The following is a 21,185-nucleotide window of genomic DNA, read 5'->3' as shown; positions in this document are numbered from 1 at the left end:
TCCGCGCCAACCGGGCCGCACATCTGGACGCGCTGGCCGAGATGCGCGCGGCGGCAGAGCTTGCTGCGGCGGGTGGCGGCGCGAAGGCGCGCGACCGGCATGTGGCGCGCGGCAAGATGCTTCCGCGCGAGCGCGTGTCAAACCTTCTGGACCCCGGCAGCCCGTTTCTGGAAATCGGGGCCTTTGCCGCGCATGGCCTTTATGACAATGCTGCCCCCGGCGCGGGCGTGATTGCGGGGATCGGCCGGGTGCAGGGCCTGGACGTCATGGTGGTGTGCAACGATGCCACCGTGAAGGGTGGCACCTATTTCCCGATGACCGTGAAGAAACACCTGCGCGCGCAAGAGATCGCCGAGGCGAACCATCTGCCCTGCATTTATCTGGTGGACAGTGGCGGCGCGAACCTGCCGCAGCAAGACGAGGTGTTCCCCGACCGCGACCATTTCGGGCGCATTTTCTACAATCAGGCGCGGATGTCGTCCAAGGGGATTGCGCAGATCGCTGTGGTGATGGGGTCGTGCACTGCCGGTGGGGCCTATGTGCCCGCGATGTCGGATGTGACCATCATCGTGCGCGATCAGGGCACGATCTTTCTGGCCGGGCCGCCCTTGGTGAAGGCCGCCACGGGCGAGGTTGTCAGCGCCGAGGATCTGGGCGGCGGCGATGTGCACACCCGGCTGTCAGGCGTGGCGGATTATCTGGCCGAGGATGACGCGCATGCCCTGGCCATTGCGCGCCGGGCGGTCGCCAGCCTCAACCGCCGCAAGCCCCAGACGGTGGTGATGCAGTCGGCGGAAGATCCGGCCTATGATCCTGATGAAATTCTGGGTGCCGTGCCCGCCGATCTGCGCACGCCCTATGACATCCGCGAGGTGATCGCGCGGGTGGTCGATGGCTCGCGCTTTGATGAGTTCAAGCCGCGCTTTGGTGAAACGCTGGTGACGGGCTTTGCCCATGTGATGGGCTGTCCGGTGGGGATCGTGGCGAATAACGGCGTGTTGTTTTCCGAGGCGGCGGTGAAGGGCGCGCATTTCGTGGAATTGTGCAGTTCGCGCAATATCCCGCTGATCTTCTTGCAAAATATCACCGGCTTCATGGTGGGCCGGAAGTATGAGAATGAGGGGATCGCGCGGCATGGCGCCAAGATGGTCACGGCGGTGGCCACGACGAATGTGCCCAAGATCACGATGTTGGTGGGCGGGTCGTTTGGCGCGGGCAATTATGGCATGGCGGGGCGGGCCTATTCCCCGCGCTTCCTGTGGACATGGCCGAACAGCCGGATTTCGGTCATGGGCGGGGCGCAGGCGGCGGGCGTTCTGGCCACGGTGAAGCGCGACGCGATCGAGCGTGCGGGCGGCGCATGGTCGGCGGATGAAGAGGCCGAATTCAAGCGCCCCACGGTCGAGATGTTCGAGCGTCAGGCGCATCCGCTCTATGCCAGCGCGCGGCTGTGGGACGACGGCATCATCGACCCGCGCAAGACCCGCGATGTGCTGCATCTGTCGCTGTCCGCCGCGCTGAATGCCCCGATCGAGGAGACGCGCTTTGGCTTGTTCCGGATGTAAGGGGGCTGGGGCGGGTGTGTGTTGGGGCGACGCTCTCGCAAGGCACACGCCCACCCGCCCACCCCGTGCGCCTTGCGAGAGCTTGCGCGCAGCAGCAGTGTTTGTGCCTGATTGGCAAGGAGGCGTCGCATGTTCCGCAAGATCCTGATCGCCAACCGGGGCGAGATTGCGTGTCGGGTGATGGAAACCGCGCGCCGGATGGGCGTGGCAACGGTGGCGGTCTATTCCGACGCTGATGCCGGCGCCCGCCATGTGGCGATGGCCGATGAAGCCGTGCATATCGGCGGGCCTGCCCCGCGCGACAGCTACTTGCGCGGCGATGCGATCATTGCCGCCGCGCAGGCGACCGGCGCGCAGGCGATCCATCCGGGCTATGGTTTCTTGTCGGAAAACCCGGAATTCGTCGATGCGGTCACGGCGGCGGGGCTGGTGTTCATCGGTCCGTCCGCCCGCGCGATCCGCGCCATGGGGCTGAAGGATGCCGCCAAGGCGCTGATGGTCGAGGCGGGGGTGCCGGTGGTCCCCGGGTATCACGGCGCCGGGCAGGATGCGGCGTTGCTGGCGGCCGAGGCCGCGCATATCGGCTATCCCGTCTTGATCAAGGCGGTGGCGGGTGGCGGCGGCAAGGGGATGCGCCGGGTCGATGCGCCCGAGGGCTTTGCCGAAGGGCTGGACAGCGCCCGGGCCGAGGCGCGCAATGCCTTTGGCAATGATGCCGTATTGGTTGAAAAATACATCGAAAAGCCCCGCCATATCGAGGTGCAGGTTTTCGGCGACGGTATTGACGCCGTGCACCTGTTCGAGCGCGATTGCTCCTTGCAGCGCCGCCATCAGAAGGTGATCGAGGAAGCGCCCGCGCCCGACATGCCCGACGCGGTGCGCGCGGCCATGGGGGCGGCGGCGGTACGCGCGGCCAAGGCCATCGGCTACAGCGGTGCGGGAACGGTGGAATTCATCGTGGACGGCGCGGGCGGGCTGCGCCCGGATGGCTTCTGGTTCATGGAGATGAACACGCGGTTGCAGGTGGAACATCCCGTGACCGAGCTGGTCACCGGCGTCGATCTGGTGGAATGGCAGTTGCGCGTCGCCTCGGGCGAGGGGTTGCCCGCGCGGCAATCTGACCTGGTGCTGAGCGGCCATGCCTTCGAGGCACGGCTTTACGCCGAGGATGTGGCCGCAGGCTTCTTGCCCGCCACGGGGCGGCTGACGCATCTGCGCTTTCCTGAGGGCGTGCGCGCTGACAGCGGGGTGCGCGCGGGCGATACGATCAGCCCGTGGTATGATCCGATGATCGCCAAGGTCATCGTGCATGGCCCCACCCGCGCGGTGGCCTTGTCGCGCCTGGCCGCGGCGTTGGAGCATACGCAGGTGGCGGGGACAGTGACGAACCTTGCGTTTCTGGCGGCGTTGGCGCGGCACGAAGGCTTTGGGATGGGCGATGTCGACACCGGGCTGATCGCGCGCGATATTGATGCGCTGACTGCATTGCCCGATCCCGGTCCGGCGCAATGGTGCGTCGCGGCGCTGCATGCGCTGGGGCTGGCGGGCGCGGGCGCGGGCGGGGCGCTGTCGGGCTTTTGCCTGTGGCAGCCTTTGGTGCAGCGGGTCACGCTGACGCAAGGTGGTGTGGCGCGGGATGTCGCGGTCAGCACGCTGGGTGCTGGTCGGTTTGAGGTTGGGCTGGAAGGTTCCGTTCACGCGGTGGCCTACGGTGACGCCGGGTTGCGGGTGGATGGTGCAAAGGTTGCGGCGGTCGCCGTGCGCGCGGGCGATGAGGTGACGGTGTTCGACCCGGCGGTGATGGGCGGGGCGACGGTGTTCAGCGTCGTTGATCCGCTGGCGCGCGCGGGGGCTGCGGGGGGTGATGACAGTGTGGTGCTGGCCCCCATGCCGGGGCTGGTGCGCGATGTACTGGTGGCACCGGGCGACCGGGTCGTGGCGGGCACGCGGCTTGCGGTGCTGGAAGCGATGAAGATGGAGCATACGCTGGTGGCGGCGCGCGACGGCACGGTCGCCGAGGTGCTGGCCGGGCCGGGCACGCAGGTCGAGGCCGGGGCCGCGCTGATCTTGCTGGCGCCCGAGGGGGCTGAGGCACCGGAGGATGGGGGGGATGGCGCGGCTGCCGCGACCGCTTCGGCTTCGGTTCCCGCAGCCGACCCCGCGCCATGATCGTGCTGCATCACGTGCCGCAGGCGCGGTCGTTCCGGGCCTTGTGGCTGTTGGAAGAGATCGGCGCGGATTACCGGCTGGTGGAATATTCGTTCTTCGACAGATCCTTGCGCAGCGCGGAATTCCTGAAGATCTCACCCGCGGGCCGTGTGCCGGCGCTGGAGGTGGATGGCCAGACGCTGTTTGAAAGCGGGGCGATCGGCAATTACCTGGCCGAGACCCGCGCGCCGCATCTGGACCGCCCCAAGGGCCATGCCGAACGCGGGGCGTTTCTGGAATGGCTGCATTTCGCCGAAACCATCGGCGCGCATCTGTCGAACCTGACGCAGCACCACATCGCGCTGCGCGACGACCATATGCGCAGTCCGACGGTGATGCGTCTGGAGGCCGCGCGGCTGAAGAATTGTCTGCGCAGTGTGGCTTCGGTGGCGGGCGACGGGTTCGTGCTGCCCTCGGGGTTTTCACTGGTGGATATTCACCTGGGATATGGCGTGATGATCGGGGCGCGGTTTGTCGATTATGCAGGGCTGCCGCAGGTCGCGGCCTATCTGGCGCGGCTGCGCGCGCGGCCCGGGTTTCAGCGCGCGCTGGCGCGCGACGGGGTGCCGCAGATCTACCGTGCGGATTTCTATCCGCCGCCCGCCAGGGAAATTGCGGATCAGGAGGGCACCGATGGCAGAGGTTGAGAAAACCAGCGTCGAGATCTTCGAGGTCGGCCCGCGCGACGGGTTGCAAAACGAATCCCGCCCCATCGCGCTGGCCGACAAGATCGCGCTGGTGGATTGCCTGTCGCGCGGCGGTTTCCGGCGGATCGAGGTGGCAAGCTTCGTCTCGCCGCGCTGGGTGCCGCAGATGGCTGACAGCGGCGCGGTACTGGCGGGGATCACCCGCGTGCCGGGCGTGCGCTATGCCGCGCTGACGCCGAACCTGCGCGGCTACCAGGATGCGCATGCGGCGCAGGCGGGTGAGGTGGCGGTCTTTGGCTCGGCCTCGGAGGGGTTCAGCCGGGCGAACCTGAATTGCTCGGTCGCGGACAGTCTGTTGCGCTTTGCGCCGGTGCTGGCGCAGGCGCAGGCGGATGGGGTGCCGGTGCGGGGCTATGTCTCTTGCGTGTCGGATTGTCCGTTCGACGGGCCGACCGATCCCGGCGCGGTTGTCCGGGTGGTGGCCGCGCTGCGCGACATGGGCTGCTATGAGGTGTCGCTGGGCGACACATTGGGGCAGGGCACGCCCGAGCGGATCGCGGCCATGCTGCGCGCGGTGCTGGGCGAGGTGGCGCCGGATTTTATCGCAGGGCATTTCCACGACACGGCCGGGCGGGCGCTGGACAATATTGCCGTGTCGCTGGAGCAGGGGGTGCGGGTTTTCGATGCCGCCGTGGGCGGGCTGGGCGGCTGTCCCTATGCGCCGGGTGCGGCGGGGAATGTCGCAACCGAGGCGGTACAGGCGCGGCTGACCGATCTGGGCTACGCCACGGGGTTGGATTCGGGCGTGATCGCACAGGCCGCCGCGATGGCGCGCGCGATGCGGGGCGCGCGCGATGCTGTCTGACCCCCAACCACGCAAGGAGGACACCATGAGCTATGACACCCTGAGGCTGGACACGGACGCGCGCGGCGTGGCCACGCTGACCCTGAACCGCCCCGACAAGCACAATGCCCTGTCGGCGCAGATGATCGACGAACTGACGCAGGCGGCGGGGCGGCTGGCGGCGGATGACGCGGTGCGCGTGGTGGTGCTGACCGGGGCGGGGGCCAGTTTCTGTGCGGGCGGCGATCTGGGCTGGATGCGCGACCAGATGGCGGCCGATAGCGCCACGCGCGCCGCCGGTGCGCGGGCGCTGGCGGGCATGTTGGGCGCGCTGGATTCGCTGCCAAAGCCCCTGATCGGGCGGATACAAGGGCAGGCGTTCGGTGGCGGCATCGGCATGATGTCGGTTTGCGACGTGGCGGTCGGCGTCTCGGGCGCGCGGTTTGGGCTGACGGAAACCCGGCTGGGGCTGATCCCTGCAACCATCGGGCCCTATGTCGTGGCGCGCATGGGGGGCGCGATGGCGCGGCGGGTGTTCATGTCATCGCGCCGGTTCGATGCCGAAGAGGCCGTGGCACTGGGCCTTCTGGCCCGCGCGGTCGAGGGGCACGCGCTGGATGCGGCGGTCGAGGCTGAGGTCGCGCCCTACCTGTCGTGCGCGCCGCGCGCGGTGGCGGCGGCCAAGCGGCTGACGCGTGAATTGGGGCCAGTGATCGACGCGGCGGCGGTGGAGCATTCGGTCCGCGCGCTGGTCGCGTGCTGGGAGGATGCCGAGGCCGCCGAGGGGATTTCTGCGTTCTTTGAGCGCCGCGCGCCGACCTGGGCGGTGGACTGAGCGCCGTCCCCCGTCGTCAGGCCTGCGGCGGGGGCTGTCATTTCCGCCTGTCAAACCATTCGTCAATAAAGGGTTAACGGCGCAGCGGACCCGCGCGCCGCAGCGCAGAATCAACCAGGGCTGACGCTGCCCGCCCTGTGCCGCGAAATGCGGCGCGGGCTGTGTATGGCGCGTACAATACGACGCAAAATCACCCCGCGCGCGACGATTTGCCCGACGGTCCGAGTTGACCCCAAGCGGGGCAAGGGATAGATCAGTCGCAGCGAAACCTGATGCGGCCCCCGCCGATGCGGCGGCCCGCATGCTGTGTACGGGCGATCATACGTCCGACAAAGGAGCCAAAAGTGGAAGAGCTGCTGCGGGCCTACCTCCCGATCATCATTTTTCTGGGCATTGCCGTAGGCCTTGGGATCGTCTTGCTGTTGTCGGCGATCATCATAGCTGTGCGCCACCCGGATGCCGAGAAAGTGTCGGCCTATGAATGCGGGTTCAACGCCTTTGACGATGCGCGCATGAAATTTGATGTGCGATTCTATCTGGTGGCGATCTTGTTCATCATCTTCGATCTGGAGGTGGCGTTCCTGTTCCCCTGGGCGGTGGCCTTTGGCGACATCTCGATGACCGCATTTTGGTCCATGATGGTGTTTCTCAGCGTCCTGACGGTCGGTTTTGCATATGAGTGGAAGAAAGGGGCCTTGGAATGGGAGTGATGGCAGGCGCGAATACCGCCGGGCCCGACCGCGAGGTCGCGACCCAATCGCTCAACCGCGAGCTGCAGGACAAGGGGTTCTTGCTGACCTCGACCGAAGACATCATCAACTGGGCGCGCAACGGCTCGCTGCACTGGATGACCTTCGGGCTGGCCTGTTGCGCGGTTGAAATGATGCACACCGCCATGCCGCGCTATGACGTGGAACGCTTTGGCACCGCGCCGCGCGCCAGTCCGCGCCAGTCGGATCTGATGATCGTTGCAGGCACGCTGACCAACAAGATGGCGCCCGCGCTGCGCAAGGTCTACGATCAGATGCCCGAGCCGCGCTATGTGATCTCCATGGGGTCATGCGCCAATGGCGGCGGGTATTATCATTACAGCTACAGCGTCGTGCGCGGTTGTGACCGGATCGTGCCGGTCGATATCTACGTGCCGGGCTGCCCGCCGACGGCCGAGGCGTTGCTCTATGGCATCTTGCAATTGCAGCGCAAAATCCGCCGCACCGGCACACTGGTCCGATGACAGAAGGGGGGGCTCAGGCCATGACCGAGGCTTTGAACGACCTTTACGCCCATATCCAGATGCGACAGGGCGATGCGGTCAGCGCGCAAGAAGTGGCGTTTGGCGAACTGACCATGACGGTCGGGCTGTCCGACCTGGTTTCAGTGGTGCAGTTCCTGCAACGCGATGAAAACTGCCGCTTTTCGACGCTGGTGGACATCACGGCGGTGGATTACCCGGAACGGCGGCACCGTTTCGACGTGGTGTATCATTTCCTGTCGATGTACCGCAATCAGCGCATCCGTCTGCGGGTCGCGGTGCGGGAATCCGACATGGTGCCCTCGATCACCGATCACCACCCCAGCGCCAATTGGTTTGAGCGTGAAGTGTTCGACATGTTCGGCATCTTGTTCTCGGGCCATCCGGATCTGCGGCGCATCCTGACCGATTATGGTTTCCGGGGGCATCCGCTGCGCAAGGATTTCCCGACCACGGGCTATACCGAAGTGCGCTATGACGAGACCGCCAAGCGCGTGGTCTATGAACCCGTATCACTGGTGCAGGAATACCGGCAGTTCGATTTCATGTCGCCCTGGGAGGGTGCCGATTACATCCTGCCCGGCGATGAGAAGACGGCGGACGCCAAGCCCGGCGACGTGAAGAAGGAGGCTGCGAAGTGATGGACGGCTCCAAAGGTTTTGACGACGCCCAGACGGGCGAACAGAAAATCCGCAACTTCAACCTGAACTTTGGCCCGCAGCACCCTGCGGCGCACGGGGTTTTGCGGCTGGTGCTGGAACTGGACGGCGAGATCGTGGAACGCTGCGACCCGCATATCGGGTTGTTGCACCGTGGCACCGAGAAGCTGATGGAAAGCCGCACCTATCTGCAGAACCTGCCGTATTTCGACCGGCTGGATTATGTGGCGCCGATGAATCAGGAACATGCCTGGTGTCTGGCGATCGAACGGCTGACCGGCGTGGAAGTGCCGCGCCGCGCCTCGCTGATCCGGGTGCTGTTTTGCGAAATCGGCCGTATCCTGAGCCACCTGCTGAACGTCACCACGCAGGCGATGGACGTGGGCGCGCTGACCCCGCCGCTGTGGGGCTTTGAGGAACGCGAGCAGTTGATGGTGTTCTATGAACGCGCCTGCGGGGCGCGGCTGCATGCGGCCTATTTCCGGCCCGGCGGCGTGCATCAGGACCTGCCGGATGAGCTGTTGAACGATATGGAAGCCTGGGCTGACAAGTTCCCGTCGGTGCTGGATGACATTGACGGGCTGTTGACCGAAAACCGCATCTTCAAACAGCGCAACGCCGATATCGGCATCATCAGCGAACAAGAAATCCTGGATTGGGGTTTTTCGGGCGTGATGGTGCGTGGGTCGGGGCTGGCATGGGATCTGCGGCGCGCGCAACCCTATGAATGCTATGACGAATTCAAGTTCCAGATCCCGGTGGGCAAGAATGGCGATTGCTATGACCGCTACCTGTGCCGGATGCAGGAAATGCGCGAATCCACCGGCATCATCAAGCAGGCCATCGCCAAGCTGCGCGTGGAAAAGGGCGATGTGCTGGCGCGTGGCAAGCTGACACCGCCGTCGCGGGTGGACATGAAACGCTCGATGGAAGCGCTGATCCATCACTTCAAGCTGTATACCGAAGGGTTCCACGTCCCCGCCGGTGAGGTTTACGCCGCTGTCGAGGCGCCGAAGGGCGAATTCGGCGTCTATCTGGTGGCGGATGGCACCAACAAGCCCTACCGCGCCAAGATCCGCGCGCCGGGCTATCTGCACCTGCAAGCGATGGACCATGTCTGCAAGGGGCACCAACTGGCCGATGTGGCCGCGATTATCGGCACCATGGATGTGGTGTTCGGGGAGATTGACCGCTAATGCTGCGCCGCCTGCACCATACCCAGCCTGAGACCTTCGCCTTCACGCCCGACAATGCCGCATGGGCGGAAGGTCAGATTTCCAAATACCCCGAGGGGCGGCAGGCCTCGGCCATCATTCCGCTGTTGTGGCGCGCGCAGGAGCAAGAGGGCTGGTTGTCCCGCCCGGCGATCGAGGGCGTCGCGGACATGCTGGGCATGCCCTATATCCGCGCGCTGGAAGTCGCGACCTTCTACTTCATGTTCCAGTTGCAACCCGTTGGTTCGGTGGCGAATATCCAGATCTGCGGTACGCTGTCTTGCATGCTGTGCGGGTCCGAGGACCTGATTTCCGTGTGCAAGAAGAAGATCGCGCCGAAGCCGCATCAATTGTCGGCGGATGGCAAGTTCTCGTGGGAGGAAGTCGAATGTCTGGGGGCCTGCGCCAATGCGCCGATGGCCCAGATCGGCAAAGACTATTATGAGGACATGACAGCGGAAGGCTTTGAAAAGCTGCTCGATGACATGGCGGCGGGCAAAGTGCCCACGCCGGGGTCGCAATCGGGGCGTTTCGCGTCCGAACCAGCGGGCGGGCGCACCACGCTGACCGAGTTCGAGGGCGAGGCATACAATGGGTCGGTCGGGCTGGCGGTCGCGCTTGGCGACACGCTGAAGCGGATCGATGGGACCGAAGTGCCGCTGACCACGCCCTGGCGCGGGGAGGTTCCGGCCGATGCGCCGGTGCGCAGCAAGCCGAAATCCGAACCCAAACCCTCGGCCAACAAGCCGATTGACAAGACCGGGGTGACGAAACAATCCTCGACCGCGACAAAGGCGGGCGTGCCCGAGGCAAGTGCCAAGGACACCGTGCAGGCAGGACCAACCGACCAGACCCGGCCTGAAACCCTGAGCGCGCCGCGTGACGGCGGGGCAGATGACCTCAAGCAGATCAAAGGCGTCGGGCCGAAGCTGGAGGAATTGCTGCACAGCCTTGGTTTCTACCATTTCGACCAGATCGCGAATTGGAGCGATGCGGAAATCGCCTGGGTCGATGACAACATGGAAGGGTTCCGGGGCCGCGTGACGCGCGACGATTGGGTGGCGCAGGCCAAAGCGCTGGCCGCTGGCGACGCATAGGGGCCCGTGCAATGGTAAAACCACCCGCCCGACCCCATCAGCAAGACACGCGGCAGGCCCGCGTGGTGGCGCTGGTGCTGGCCGGGACGACGGTGGTGTGGCTGGTCGCGCAATGGGCGGGCGGCATGCTGGGTCTGCCGGGGCGGTTCGCGATACTGATTGATCTGGCCGCGCTGGCTGCGTTTGGCTGGGCGTTGATGGTGACATTCCGCCTGTGGCGGAAGCGCCCGAAAGATTGAGGATATGACATGCTGAAGGATCAGGACCGGATCTTTACCAACCTCTACGGGATGCACGACCGCAGCCTGAAGGGCGCGCAGGCGCGCGGCCATTGGGACGGGACGGGCGACATTCTGGGCAAGGGCCGCGACTGGATCATCGCCGAGATGAAGTCCAGCGGGTTGCGCGGCCGGGGCGGTGCGGGGTTCCCCACCGGCCTCAAATGGTCGTTCATGCCCAAGGAATCCGACGGGCGTCCCGCCTATCTGGTGGTGAATGCCGACGAATCCGAGCCCGGCACCTGCAAGGACCGCGAGATCATGCGCCATGATCCGCATACGCTGATCGAGGGCTGCCTGATCGCGTCCTTCGCGATGAATGCGCATGCGTGCTATATCTACATCCGGGGCGAGTACATCCGCGAGAAAGAGGCGCTGCAAATCGCCATTGATGAGGCCTATGCGGCGGGTCTGGTGGGCAAGAATGCCGCGAAATCCGGCTGGGATTTCGACATTTATCTGCACCACGGGGCAGGGGCCTATATCTGCGGCGAGGAAACTGCGCTGCTCGAAAGCCTTGAGGGCAAGAAGGGCATGCCGCGCATGAAGCCGCCGTTCCCGGCGGGCGCGGGGCTTTATGGTTGCCCGACCACGGTGAACAACGTCGAATCCATCGCCGTGGTACCGACGATCCTGCGGCGTGGGGCGGAATGGTTCGCAGGCTTTGGGCGGCCCAACAATGCGGGCACCAAGATTTTCGCAATCTCGGGCCATGTGAACAAACCGTGCGTGGTCGAGGAATCGATGTCGATCCCGTTCGAGGAACTGATCGACAAACATTGCGGCGGGATCCGCGGCGGCTGGGGCAACCTGAAGGCTGTCATCCCGGGCGGATCCTCGGTGCCCTGCGTGCGCGGTGAAAACATGCGCGGCGCGCTGATGGATTACGATTATCTTCAAAAGGACCTCCGGTCGGGCTTGGGCACGGCGGCGGTGATCGTGATGGATCAGTCCACCGACATCATCAAGGCGATCTGGCGGTTGTCGGCGTTCTACAAGCATGAAAGCTGTGGCCAGTGCACACCGTGCCGCGAAGGCACCGGCTGGATGATGCGCGTCATGGACCGGCTGGTGCGTGGCGAGGCCGAGCCCGAGGAAATCGACATGCTGTTCGATGTGACCAAGCAGGTCGAAGGCCACACGATCTGCGCGCTGGGGGATGCGGCGGCCTGGCCCATTCAGGGCCTGATCCGCAACTTCCGCGACGAGATCGAGGACCGCATCAAGGCGAAGCGCGCTGCAAAACCTTCGGGCCGTGTGGCGGCGGTGGCGGCGGAATGATGCGTGGCGCGCGGCATATCGCATTGGTGCTGGCCTTAGTGGCCATGCCCGCCGCTGCCATGCCCGCCGCTGCCAGCCAGGCGGCGGTGAACGATGCGCTGCGCGGCAACCCGTCGATTTATAACGGCCTTTTTGCCATCGCGGTGGCCGATCAGGTCCGCAAGAAGTGCGACAGCATCAGCCCCCGGATGGTCAGCGCCTTCCTGTTCGCCCGCAGCTTGCAGGCTGAGGCGCGCGAGATGGGCTTTTCCGACGATGAGATCGACGCTTTTCTGGATAGCGACGCAGAAAAAGACCGGCTGCGCGCCAGCGTAACGCGGTATTTCGCGCAAAACGGGGTCGTGGAGAGCGACCCGGAAACCTATTGTGCCCTTGGCCGGACCGAGATCGCTCGGGCTTCGCAAGCGGGCGTATTGTTGAGAGCAAGGTGAGCCATGTCAGAGCTTCGTAAGATCATCATCGACGGGATGGAGGTTGAATGTCACCCCGCGATGACGCTGATTCAGGCCTGTGAGCAGGTCGGTATCGAGGTGCCGCGCTTTTGCTACCACGAACGTCTGAGCATCGCGGGCAATTGCCGCATGTGTCTGGTCGAAGTGGTCGGCGGCCCCCCCAAACCCACCGCCAGCTGCGCGATGCAGGTCAAGGACCTGCGCCCCGGACCTGAGGGGGCGCCCCCTCAGGTCAGGACCAACAGCCCTATGGTGAAGAAAGCGCGCGAAGGCGTGATGGAATTCCTGTTGATCAACCACCCGCTGGATTGCCCGATCTGCGACCAGGGTGGCGAGTGTGATCTGCAAGATCAGGCGATGGCCTATGGCGTGGATTTCTCGCGCTACCGCGAGCCGAAGCGCGCGTCCGAGGACCTTGACCTCGGGCCGCTGGTCGAAACCCACATGACGCGCTGCATTTCGTGCACGCGATGTGTGCGCTTTACCTCCGAGGTTGCCGGGATCACCCAGATGGGCCAGACCGGGCGCGGCGAGGATGCCGAGATCACCAGCTATCTGAACCAGACGCTGGACAGTAATTTGCAGGGCAATATCATCGACTTGTGCCCGGTCGGTGCGCTGGTGTCGAAGCCTTACGCGTTCACCGCCCGCCCGTGGGAGCTGTCGAAGACCGAAACCGTCGACGTGATGGACGCGATGGGCGCCAGCATCCGTGTGGATACCAAGGGCCGCGAAGTCATGCGCATCTTGCCGCGCAACCATGACGGCGTGAACGAGGAATGGATCAGCGACAAGACCCGCTTTGTCTGGGATGGGCTGCGGCGTCAGCGGCTGGACCGGCCCTATCTGCGGGTGGACGGCAAGCTGAAGCCGGTGACATGGCCCGAGGCGCTGTCGGCGGCATCGAAGGCCATGACGGGCCGCAAGCTGGCTGGGCTGGTCGGCGATCTGGCCCCGGCAGAGGCGGTCTTTGCCCTCAAGCAATTGATCGAAGGGCAGGGCGGCCATGTGGAATGCCGCACCGATGGCGCGAAACTGCCCGCAGGCAACCGCAGCGGCTATGCCGGCACGGCGCGGATCGAGGATATTGATTCCGCGAAAACCATCTACCTGATCGGTACCAACCCCCGGGTTGAAGCGCCGGTGATGAATGCGCGCATCCGCGCGGCATGGGCTGCGGGCGCAGATGTGCACCGCGTGGGGCCTGCGGTTGATCTGACCTACGAATGCGTCGAACACGGCGCGGGGCGCGATGGGCTGGTCGCGCTGGCGAAAGATGCCACGCAGCTTGACGATCCGGCGTTGGTCATCATCGGCATGGGCGCGCTGCGCGAGGCCGATGGCGCGGCGGTATTGTCGCAGGCAATGGCATTGGCCGACAAGACGGGTGCGGGCCTGTTGGTTCTGCACACAGCGGCTTCGCGCGTCGGGGCCATGGATGTTGGCGCCGTCACCGAAGGTGGCTTGGATGCCGCGCTGAAGGGGGCGGAGGTGGTCTATAACCTTGGCGCCGATGAGATCGACATCGCGCCCGGCGCCTTCGTGATCTATCAAGGCAGCCATGGCGACCGGGGCGCGCACCGCGCCGATCTGATCCTGCCCGGTGCGGCCTATACCGAAGAGCCGGGCTTGTTCGTCAATCTTGAAGGGCGTCCGCAACTGGCATTGCGCGCGGGCTTCGCCCCGGGCGACGCGAAGGAAAACTGGGCCATCCTGCGCGCCCTTTCCGCCGAACTGGGAGCTACGCTGCCCTTCGACAGCATCACCCAACTGCGCCGGGTCATCACCGAGTTGCATCCGCATCTGGGCGATGTAGATGTCGTCGCGGAAAATCCGGTTGTGCCGCTGGACCTCAGCGCGCCCGCAAAGGCCGATTTCGTTTATGCGATCAAGGATTTCTACCTGACCAACCCGGTCGCGCGGTCATCGAAACTGATGGCCGATCTGAGCGCGCAGGCCGCGGCACGGGCCAGTGCCCCCCCGATGGCAGCGGAGTAACGGTTTGATGGCCCCGCTTCCGCCCCTGGCTGTGGTACTGCTGTCCGCGCTTGGCGGGCTGGCGGGCTGCGGCCACGAGCAGGCGGCGCGGGCCGACGATACGCGCCCCGCGCCCGCCTATGCGGGGATTGAAACGCGGCTGTTGGACTGGAGCATGGTCAATTTCCATGTCGCCATGGAAGGCGCGCGGGACGGCGAGGATGTCGTCGCTTACGCGCGTTGTGCCGCAGCGCAGTATTCGCTGATCCGCGGATACGGATTTGCACGACATGTGCGCACGAATGTCGCCCGCGAGGGTGGTAATTGGGAGGCAGATGCTGTTTACACCATCTCGCCAGCCCTGCCGCGCGGGGTCCGCACGATTGACGCAGAAGTCACCGTTGCGGATTGTCGCGAGCAGGGAATACCGACGGTCTGAGGATATAGGGAACAATGGCTGAATTTTTGCAAACCGGGCTGGGAATCACGCTGCTGATCGCGTTGCAATCGCTGTTGGTCGTCGCATTTGTGATGATCTCGCTGTTGTTTCTGGTCTATGGCGACCGCAAGATCTGGGCCGCCGTCCAGATGCGGCGCGGCCCGAATGTGGTGGGGCCGTTCGGCCTGCTGCAATCGGTGGCCGATGCACTGAAATATGTGGTCAAAGAGGTGGTTATTCCGGCCGGTGTCGACCGTCCGGTGTATTTCCTGGCGCCGCTTTTGTCCTTCGTGCTGGCGGTGCTGGCCTGGGCGGTGATCCCGTTCAACGACACCTGGGTTCTGGCCGATATCAACGTGGCGATCCTGTTCGTCTTTGCGGTTTCCAGCCTTGAGGTTTACGGCGTCATCATGGGCGGCTGGGCCTCGAACTCCAAATACGCGTTCCTGGGGTCGTTGCGGTCGGCCGCGCAGATGATTTCCTATGAAGTGTCGCTGGGCCTGATCATCATCGGGGTGATCATCACCACCGGGTCGATGAATTTCGGCAATATCGTCGCGGCGCAAGATACCGGCTGGGGCGCGCTGGGTTGGTACTGGCTGCCGCATTTTCCCATGGTCATCTTGTTCTTCATCAGCGCGCTGGCGGAAACCAACCGCCCGCCGTTCGACCTGCCCGAGGCCGAGTCGGAACTGGTGGCGGGCTTCATGGTGGAATATTCCTCGACGCCTTACCTTTTGTTCATGGCGGGCGAGTATATCGCGATCTTCCTGATGTGCGCGCTGATGTCGCTTCTGTTCTTTGGTGGTTGGCTGTCGCCCATTCCCGGTCTGCCTGATGGCGCGCTGTGGATGGTGGGCAAGATGGCGATCTTCTTCTTCATGTTCGCCATGGTGAAGGCCATCGTGCCGCGCTATCGCTACGACCAGTTGATGCGGATCGGCTGGAAGGTGTTCCTGCCCATGTCGCTGGGCTGGGTCGTGCTGGTGGCGTTCCTGGCGAAATTCGAGCTGTTCGGCGGCCTGTGGGCCCGCTGGGCGATCGGGGGCTGAAATGGCTGACGAGGGGCGGCGCCAAGGCGTATCAGATGACACCCGCGCGCTGATGGCGTTTCAGTCGCGCAGCAAGTCGGTGGGCGTGGCCTATCTGCTGTGGTTTTTTCTGGGCGGCTTTGGCGGGCACCGCTTCTATCTTGGTAACATCGGGATCGCTGTTCTGATACTGGCGTGCACATTGATCGGCTTTGGTGTGCTGGTGACGCTGATCGTCACAGCGGCGATTCTGATCTACGATCTTTTCACCATTCCGTCTCAGGTGCGTCGCTATAATGAGCGCCTGATGACTGAAATCGGGGGTTAACATGACTCAGATGGATTACGGCCGGGCGGCCAAGTACTTCTTGATGACGGATTTCATCAAGGGGTTCGGGCTGGGGATGAAATACTTTCTGCGTCCCAAGGCGACGCTGAACTACCCGCATGAAAAAGGCCCGCTGTCGCCCCGTTTCCGGGGCGAGCATGCGCTGCGCCGCTATCCCAATGGCGAGGAACGCTGCATCGCGTGCAAATTGTGCGAGGCCGTGTGCCCCGCGCAGGCAATCACCATCGACGCCGAACCGCGCGACGACGGCTCGCGCCGGACCACGCGCTATGACATCGACATGACGAAATGCATCTATTGCGGTTTTTGTCAGGAGGCCTGCCCGGTCGATGCCATCGTCGAGGGGCCGAATTTCGAATTCGCCACCGAGACGCGCGAAGAACTGTTCTACGACAAGACCAAGCTGCTGGAAAACGGCGAGCGGTGGGAAGCCCAGATCGCACGCAATCTGGAAATCGACGCGCCCTACCGCTAAGGGCATCCCGGCCGTGGCGAAACCGCCTGCGACCGGACAGAGAAGAGAACGCGAGGGATCATGGGTATCGCAGATTTTGCCTTTTACGCATTTGCCACGGTGGTGTTGATCGCCGGCCTGATGGTGGTGGTGTCGCGCAACCCGGTACATTCGGTGCTGTGGCTGATCCTGGCGTTCCTGTCGGCGGCGGGGTTGTTCGTGCTGCTGGGCGCGGAATTCGTCGCGATGCTGTTGATCATCGTCTATGTCGGCGCGGTCGCGGTGTTGTTCTTGTTCGTGGTGATGATGCTGGATGTGGATTTCTCGGCGCTCAAGGCCGAGATGACCAGGTATCTGCCGTTGGCCGGGCTGGTCGGGTTGGTGCTGTTGATGCAGATGACGCTGCTGTTTGGCGCATGGCAGACGGCGGATGGCGCGATGGGGCTGCGCGCCGCCGTGGCGCCCGACCCCGCCGAGATCCACAATACCCATGCGTTGGGGATGCTGATCTATGACCAGTATTTCATCCTCTTCCAGTTGGCCGGGCTGATCTTGCTGGTGTCGATGATCGGCGCGATCGTCCTGACCCTGCGCAAGCGCAAGGATGTGAAGCGCCAGGACGTGCTGGCGCAGATGTACCGCGACCCGGCGAAGGCGATGGAACTGAAAGATGTGAAACCCGGTCAGGGGCTGGGCTAGGCCCTGCAGGCTTTGGCCAAAGGGTCGGAATTTTCGGCAAACCGGGCAGCAGACCCGAATGCCGCCAAGCGTTGAACGAGGGACCAAATGGTTGGACTGGAACATTACCTGACAGTGGCGGCAGCCCTGTTCGTGATCGGCATTTTCGGGATTTTCCTGAACCGCAAGAACATCATCGTCATCTTGATGTCGCTGGAACTGATGCTGTTGTCGGTAAACATCAATCTGGTCGCTTTTTCCAGCCATCTTGGCGATCTGGTGGGGCAGGTCTTCACCATGTTCGTGCTGACCGTCGCCGCGGCCGAGGCCGCGATCGGGCTGGCGATCCTTGTGTGTTTCTTCCGCAACCGGGGCACGATTGACGTGGAAGACGTCAACGTGATGAAAGGCTGATCCAATGGCTGTGACACTTCTTTTCGCGCCGCTGATCGGGGCGATCCTGTGCGGTTTGGGCTGGCGCCTGTTTGGCGAAAAGCCCGCTCAGGTCATCGCCACCGGGTTGTTGTTCCTGTCGGCGTTGCTGTCCTGGGTGGTCTTCCTGACTTATGACGGCACGATGCAGCAGATCCAGATCCTGCGTTGGATCGACAGCGGAACGCTGATCGGTGATTGGGCAATCCGGCTGGACCGGCTGACCACGGTGATGCTGATCGTGATCACCACGGTTTCCGCGCTCGTGCATCTGTATTCCTTCGGTTACATGGCGCATGACGAGAATTTCCGCGATAATGAAAGCTATCGCCCGCGCTTCTTTGCCTATCTGTCGCTGTTCACCTTTGCGATGCTGATGCTGGTGACAGCGGATAACCTGGTGCAGATGTTCTTTGGCTGGGAGGGCGTGGGCCTTGCGTCCTACCTGCTGATCGGTTTCTATTTCCGCAAGCCGAGCGCCGGTGCCGCGGCAATGAAGGCCTTCATCGTCAACCGCGTTGGCGATTTCGGCTTCATCCTGGGCATCATGGCGTTGTTCTACCTGACCGACAGCATCCAGTTCGACGTGATCTTCGCCTCTGGCGCAGAGCTTGCCGAGACTGAAGTGCGGTTCCTGTGGACCGACTGGAATGCTGCAAACCTGATCGCATTCCTGCTGTTCGTCGGCGCGATGGGGAAATCGGCGCAGTTGTTCCTGCACACCTGGCTGCCCGACGCGATGGAGGGGCCGACGCCGGTTTCCGCGCTGATCCACGCCGCGACCATGGTCACCGCCGGGGTTTTCCTGATGGTGCGCATGTCGCCGTTGATGGAATACGCGCCAGAGGCGATGAATATCGTGGTCTTCATCGGGGCCTTCACGGCGCTTTTCGCCGCGTCGGTCGGGCTGGTGCAGAATGACATCAAGCGGGTGATCGCCTATTCGACCTGTTCGCAGCTGGGCTACATGTTCGTCGCTGCGGGTATCGGGGTCTATTCGGTCGCGATGTTCCACCTGCTGACGCATGCCTTTTTCAAGGCCATGCTGTTCCTTGGGGCAGGGTCGGTCATTCACGGGATGCATCACGAGCAGGACATGCGCAATTACGGCGGGCTGCGCCACAAGCTGCCGATGACCTATTGGGCGATGATGATCGGCACGCTGGCGATCACCGGCGTGGGTATCCCGCTGACGCATTTCGGCTTTGCGGGTTTCGTGTCCAAGGATGCGATCATCGAATCCGCCTTCGCCTCGGGCCAGTCCTATGCGTTCTGGATTCTGGTGGCGGGGGCGCTGATGACCAGCTTCTACAGCTGGCGGCTGATGTTCCTGACCTTCTTCGGCACGCCGCGCGGATCGAAGAAAACCCATGACCATGCGCATGAATCCCCCAAGACCATGCTGATCCCGCTGGCCGTGCTGGCCGTGGGTGCGGTCTTCGCGGGCATGATCTGGTATGAGCCTTTCTTCGGTTCCTCCGAGGCAGTGCATGCGTTCTTTGGTGCCTCGATCTTCATGGCCGAGGACAACCACCTGATCCATGACGCGCATGAGGTTGCCGCCTGGGTGAAGGTCGCGCCGTTCATTGCGATGGCATTGGGGTTTGGCCTGTCGTGGCTGTTCTACATCCGCAGTCCTGATCTGCCGCGTCGTCTGGCAGAGAACCAGCCGATCCTGTACCAATTCTTGCTGCGCAAATGGTATTTCGATGAGGTCTACGAGGCCGTGTTCGTGCGTCCGGCAAAAGCGCTGGGGCAGTTCCTCTGGAAGAAGGGGGATGGCCAGGTGATTGACGGCGGTATCAACGGGCTGGCGATGGGGATCGTCCCGTTCTTTGCCCGCCTCGCTGGGCGCGTTCAATCGGGTTACGTCTATCATTATGCCTTTGCGATGGTCCTGGGGATCGTGGTGATCGTCACCTATGTCACACTCGTCGGGGGGGCAGGCTGATGCTGAACCTGTTGTCCATCATTACCTTCACCCCCGCGGTGGCGGCGGCGATCATGGCGATTTTCCTGCGTGGGCGGGACGCCTCGGCGGACCGGAATGCGAAATGGCTGGCGATGATCGCCACCGTGGCGACGTTCATGTTCTCGTTGATCATGCTGGTCAGCTTTGACCGCAGCAATACGGGCTTCCAGTTCGTCGAGGAACGCCCGTGGATCATGGGCCTGACTTATAAGCTGGGCGTTGATGGCATTTCGGTGCTGTTTGTCATGCTGACCACCGCGATCATGCCGATCACCATTGCCGCCTGCTGGACGGTAGAGCATCGGGTGAAGGAATACATGATCGCCTTCCTGCTGCTGGAGACCCTGATGATCGGGGTGTTCACGGCGCTGGATATGGTGCTGTTCTATCTGTTCTTCGAGGCCGGTCTGATCCCGATGTTCCTGATTATCGGCATCTGGGGCGGCAAAGAGCGGATTTACGCGGCCTTCAAGTTCTTCCTCTACACCTTCCTTGGGTCGGTGCTGATGCTGGTGGCGATGATCGCCATGTATGTCGATGCGGGCACCACGGATATTCCCACGCTGCTGACGCATGAGTTTTCGACCGGCACGATCAGCCTGATGGGCTGGCAGGTGGTGGGCGGCATGCAGACGCTGTTGTGGCTGGCCTTCTTTGCCTCTTTCGCGGTGAAGATGCCGATGTGGCCGGTGCATACCTGGTTGCCCGATGCCCACGTTCAGGCCCCGACGGCGGGGTCGGTCGTGCTGGCGGCGGTGCTGCTGAAGATGGGTGGCTATGGCTTCTTGCGCTTCAGCCTGCCGATGTTCCCGGTGGCAAGCGATATCTTCGCGCCCCTGGTGCTGTGGCTGTCGGCGATTGCCATCGTCTACACCTCGCTGGTGGCGCTGATGCAAACCGATATGAAGAAGCTGGTGGCATATTCGTCGGTGGCGCATATGGGTTTCGTCACCATGGGGATTTTCGCGGCGAACAAGCAGGGCGTGGATGGTGCGATCTTCCAGATGCTCAGCCACGGCTTCATCGCCAGCGCGCTGTTCCTCGCTGTCGGCGTGATCTATGACCGGATGCACACCCGCGACATTGCGGCTTATGGCGGGCTGGTGAACCGGATGCCGGTCTATGCGGCGGTGTTCTTGCTGTTCACCATGGCCAACGTCGGGTTGCCGGGCACATCTGGCTTCGTGGGGGAATTCCTGACCTTCATGGCGGTGTTCCAGGTCAACACATGGGTGGCGCTGTTCGCGGCAACCGGGGTGATCTTGTCGGCGGGCTATGCGCTGTGGCTGTACCGCCGGGTGGTGATGGGCGACCTGATCAAGGAGAGCCTGAAGGCCATCAAGGATATGGACACGCGGGAAAAGGCGATGATGGCACCGCTGATCGTGATGACCCTGTTGCTGGGCGTGTATCCCGCCCTGATTACCGATATCATCGGCCCGTCGGTTGACGCGCTTGTGGCGCAGCATGAAACCGCGCTGGCGGCGTTTGAAAACGCCGCACGGCTGGCACAGAACTGAA

Annotated in this window: 22 protein-coding genes; all 22 read left to right on the top strand. The window is 63.6% G+C overall.

What is annotated here, in order from left to right; all coding sequences use genetic code 11:
- The first annotated feature begins 41 nt into the window (after positions 1-41).
- The 22 genes from H9529_RS04465 (at position 42) to H9529_RS04360 (ending at position 21,184) form a co-directional block, all read left to right on the top strand.
- Positions 42-1,565, top strand: coding sequence for a carboxyl transferase domain-containing protein (locus H9529_RS04465; RefSeq protein ID WP_397544898.1), 1,524 nt, complete (start codon positions 42-44; stop codon positions 1,563-1,565).
- 129 nt (positions 1,566-1,694) lie between these two features.
- Positions 1,695-3,734 carry an ATP-binding protein gene (locus tag H9529_RS04460; RefSeq protein WP_092889351.1) on the top strand — a complete coding sequence of 680 codons (2,040 nt, stop codon included), beginning with the start codon at positions 1,695-1,697 and terminating at the stop codon, positions 3,732-3,734.
- Positions 3,731-4,420, top strand: coding sequence for a glutathione S-transferase family protein (locus H9529_RS04455; protein ID WP_092889354.1), 690 nt, complete (start codon positions 3,731-3,733; stop codon positions 4,418-4,420). The genes H9529_RS04460 and H9529_RS04455 overlap by 4 nt, the downstream gene beginning before the upstream one ends.
- Positions 4,407-5,285, top strand: coding sequence for a hydroxymethylglutaryl-CoA lyase (locus H9529_RS04450; RefSeq protein ID WP_092889357.1), 879 nt, complete (start codon positions 4,407-4,409; stop codon positions 5,283-5,285). The genes H9529_RS04455 and H9529_RS04450 overlap by 14 nt, the downstream gene beginning before the upstream one ends.
- Positions 5,286-5,310: 25 nt before the next feature.
- Positions 5,311-6,099 carry a crotonase/enoyl-CoA hydratase family protein gene (locus H9529_RS04445; protein WP_092889359.1) on the top strand — a complete coding sequence of 263 codons (789 nt, stop codon included), beginning with the start codon at positions 5,311-5,313 and terminating at the stop codon, positions 6,097-6,099.
- A 344-nt stretch (positions 6,100-6,443) separates the two neighbouring features.
- The gene (locus H9529_RS04440; RefSeq protein WP_092889362.1) at positions 6,444-6,809 is read left to right on the top strand and encodes an NADH-quinone oxidoreductase subunit A; all 366 of its coding nucleotides are present in this window, start codon (positions 6,444-6,446) and stop codon (positions 6,807-6,809) included.
- Positions 6,800-7,333, top strand: coding sequence for a NuoB/complex I 20 kDa subunit family protein (locus tag H9529_RS04435; RefSeq protein ID WP_176847107.1), 534 nt, complete (start codon positions 6,800-6,802; stop codon positions 7,331-7,333). The genes H9529_RS04440 and H9529_RS04435 overlap by 10 nt, the downstream gene beginning before the upstream one ends.
- A 20-nt stretch (positions 7,334-7,353) precedes the next feature.
- A complete protein-coding gene (locus H9529_RS04430) occupies positions 7,354-7,992 on the top strand; it encodes an NADH-quinone oxidoreductase subunit C (RefSeq protein WP_092889366.1) in 639 nt (212 codons plus the stop codon).
- Entirely contained in the window at positions 7,992-9,206 is a 1,215-nt protein-coding gene (locus H9529_RS04425; RefSeq protein WP_092889369.1) for an NADH-quinone oxidoreductase subunit D, read from the top strand. Before H9529_RS04430 ends, H9529_RS04425 begins: the two co-directional genes overlap by 1 nt.
- The gene (locus tag H9529_RS04420; RefSeq protein WP_092889372.1) at positions 9,206-10,321 is read left to right on the top strand and encodes an NADH-quinone oxidoreductase subunit E; all 1,116 of its coding nucleotides are present in this window, start codon (positions 9,206-9,208) and stop codon (positions 10,319-10,321) included. The genes H9529_RS04425 and H9529_RS04420 overlap by 1 nt, the downstream gene beginning before the upstream one ends.
- 11 nt (positions 10,322-10,332) lie before the next feature.
- The gene (locus H9529_RS04415) at positions 10,333-10,560 is read left to right on the top strand and encodes a DUF5337 domain-containing protein (protein ID WP_092889375.1); all 228 of its coding nucleotides are present in this window, start codon (positions 10,333-10,335) and stop codon (positions 10,558-10,560) included.
- Between the two features lie 9 nt (positions 10,561-10,569).
- Positions 10,570-11,880 (top strand): NADH-quinone oxidoreductase subunit NuoF, encoded by a 1,311-nt coding sequence (gene nuoF, locus H9529_RS04410; protein ID WP_092889378.1) that lies wholly within the window; start codon positions 10,570-10,572, stop codon positions 11,878-11,880.
- A complete protein-coding gene (locus H9529_RS04405) occupies positions 11,877-12,311 on the top strand; it encodes a DUF5333 domain-containing protein (RefSeq protein WP_143033509.1) in 435 nt (144 codons plus the stop codon). Before nuoF ends, H9529_RS04405 begins: the two co-directional genes overlap by 4 nt.
- 3 nt (positions 12,312-12,314) lie before the next feature.
- Positions 12,315-14,330, top strand: coding sequence for an NADH-quinone oxidoreductase subunit NuoG (gene nuoG, locus H9529_RS04400; protein ID WP_092889384.1), 2,016 nt, complete (start codon positions 12,315-12,317; stop codon positions 14,328-14,330).
- A 7-nt stretch (positions 14,331-14,337) separates the two neighbouring features.
- Entirely contained in the window at positions 14,338-14,748 is a 411-nt protein-coding gene (locus H9529_RS04395) for a hypothetical protein (RefSeq protein WP_176847109.1), read from the top strand.
- Between the two features lie 14 nt (positions 14,749-14,762).
- Positions 14,763-15,800 carry an NADH-quinone oxidoreductase subunit NuoH gene (nuoH, locus tag H9529_RS04390; protein ID WP_092889387.1) on the top strand — a complete coding sequence of 346 codons (1,038 nt, stop codon included), beginning with the start codon at positions 14,763-14,765 and terminating at the stop codon, positions 15,798-15,800.
- 1 nt (position 15,801) lies between these two features.
- The gene (locus H9529_RS04385; protein ID WP_223814293.1) at positions 15,802-16,107 is read left to right on the top strand and encodes a TM2 domain-containing protein; all 306 of its coding nucleotides are present in this window, start codon (positions 15,802-15,804) and stop codon (positions 16,105-16,107) included.
- 1 nt (position 16,108) lies between these two features.
- Positions 16,109-16,603, top strand: coding sequence for an NADH-quinone oxidoreductase subunit NuoI (gene nuoI / locus H9529_RS04380; RefSeq protein WP_092889390.1), 495 nt, complete (start codon positions 16,109-16,111; stop codon positions 16,601-16,603).
- Between the two features lie 60 nt (positions 16,604-16,663).
- Positions 16,664-17,281 carry an NADH-quinone oxidoreductase subunit J gene (locus tag H9529_RS04375; RefSeq protein ID WP_092889393.1) on the top strand — a complete coding sequence of 206 codons (618 nt, stop codon included), beginning with the start codon at positions 16,664-16,666 and terminating at the stop codon, positions 17,279-17,281.
- An 87-nt stretch (positions 17,282-17,368) separates the two neighbouring features.
- Positions 17,369-17,674, top strand: coding sequence for an NADH-quinone oxidoreductase subunit NuoK (gene nuoK / locus H9529_RS04370; protein ID WP_092889396.1), 306 nt, complete (start codon positions 17,369-17,371; stop codon positions 17,672-17,674).
- A gap of 4 nt (positions 17,675-17,678) precedes the next feature.
- Positions 17,679-19,643: an NADH-quinone oxidoreductase subunit L gene (gene nuoL / locus H9529_RS04365; RefSeq protein ID WP_092889398.1), complete on the top strand. Its 1,965-nt coding sequence runs from the start codon at positions 17,679-17,681 to the stop codon at positions 19,641-19,643.
- The gene (locus H9529_RS04360; RefSeq protein ID WP_092889401.1) at positions 19,643-21,184 is read left to right on the top strand and encodes an NADH-quinone oxidoreductase subunit M; all 1,542 of its coding nucleotides are present in this window, start codon (positions 19,643-19,645) and stop codon (positions 21,182-21,184) included. Before nuoL ends, H9529_RS04360 begins: the two co-directional genes overlap by 1 nt.
- The last annotated feature ends 1 nt before the right edge of the window (position 21,185 follow it).

The sequence above is a fragment of the Roseicitreum antarcticum genome (genome assembly GCF_014681765.1).
In the GTDB taxonomy this organism is placed as follows: domain Bacteria; phylum Pseudomonadota; class Alphaproteobacteria; order Rhodobacterales; family Rhodobacteraceae; genus Roseicitreum; species Roseicitreum antarcticum.
This window is presented reverse-complemented; position numbering and strand designations above follow the sequence as displayed.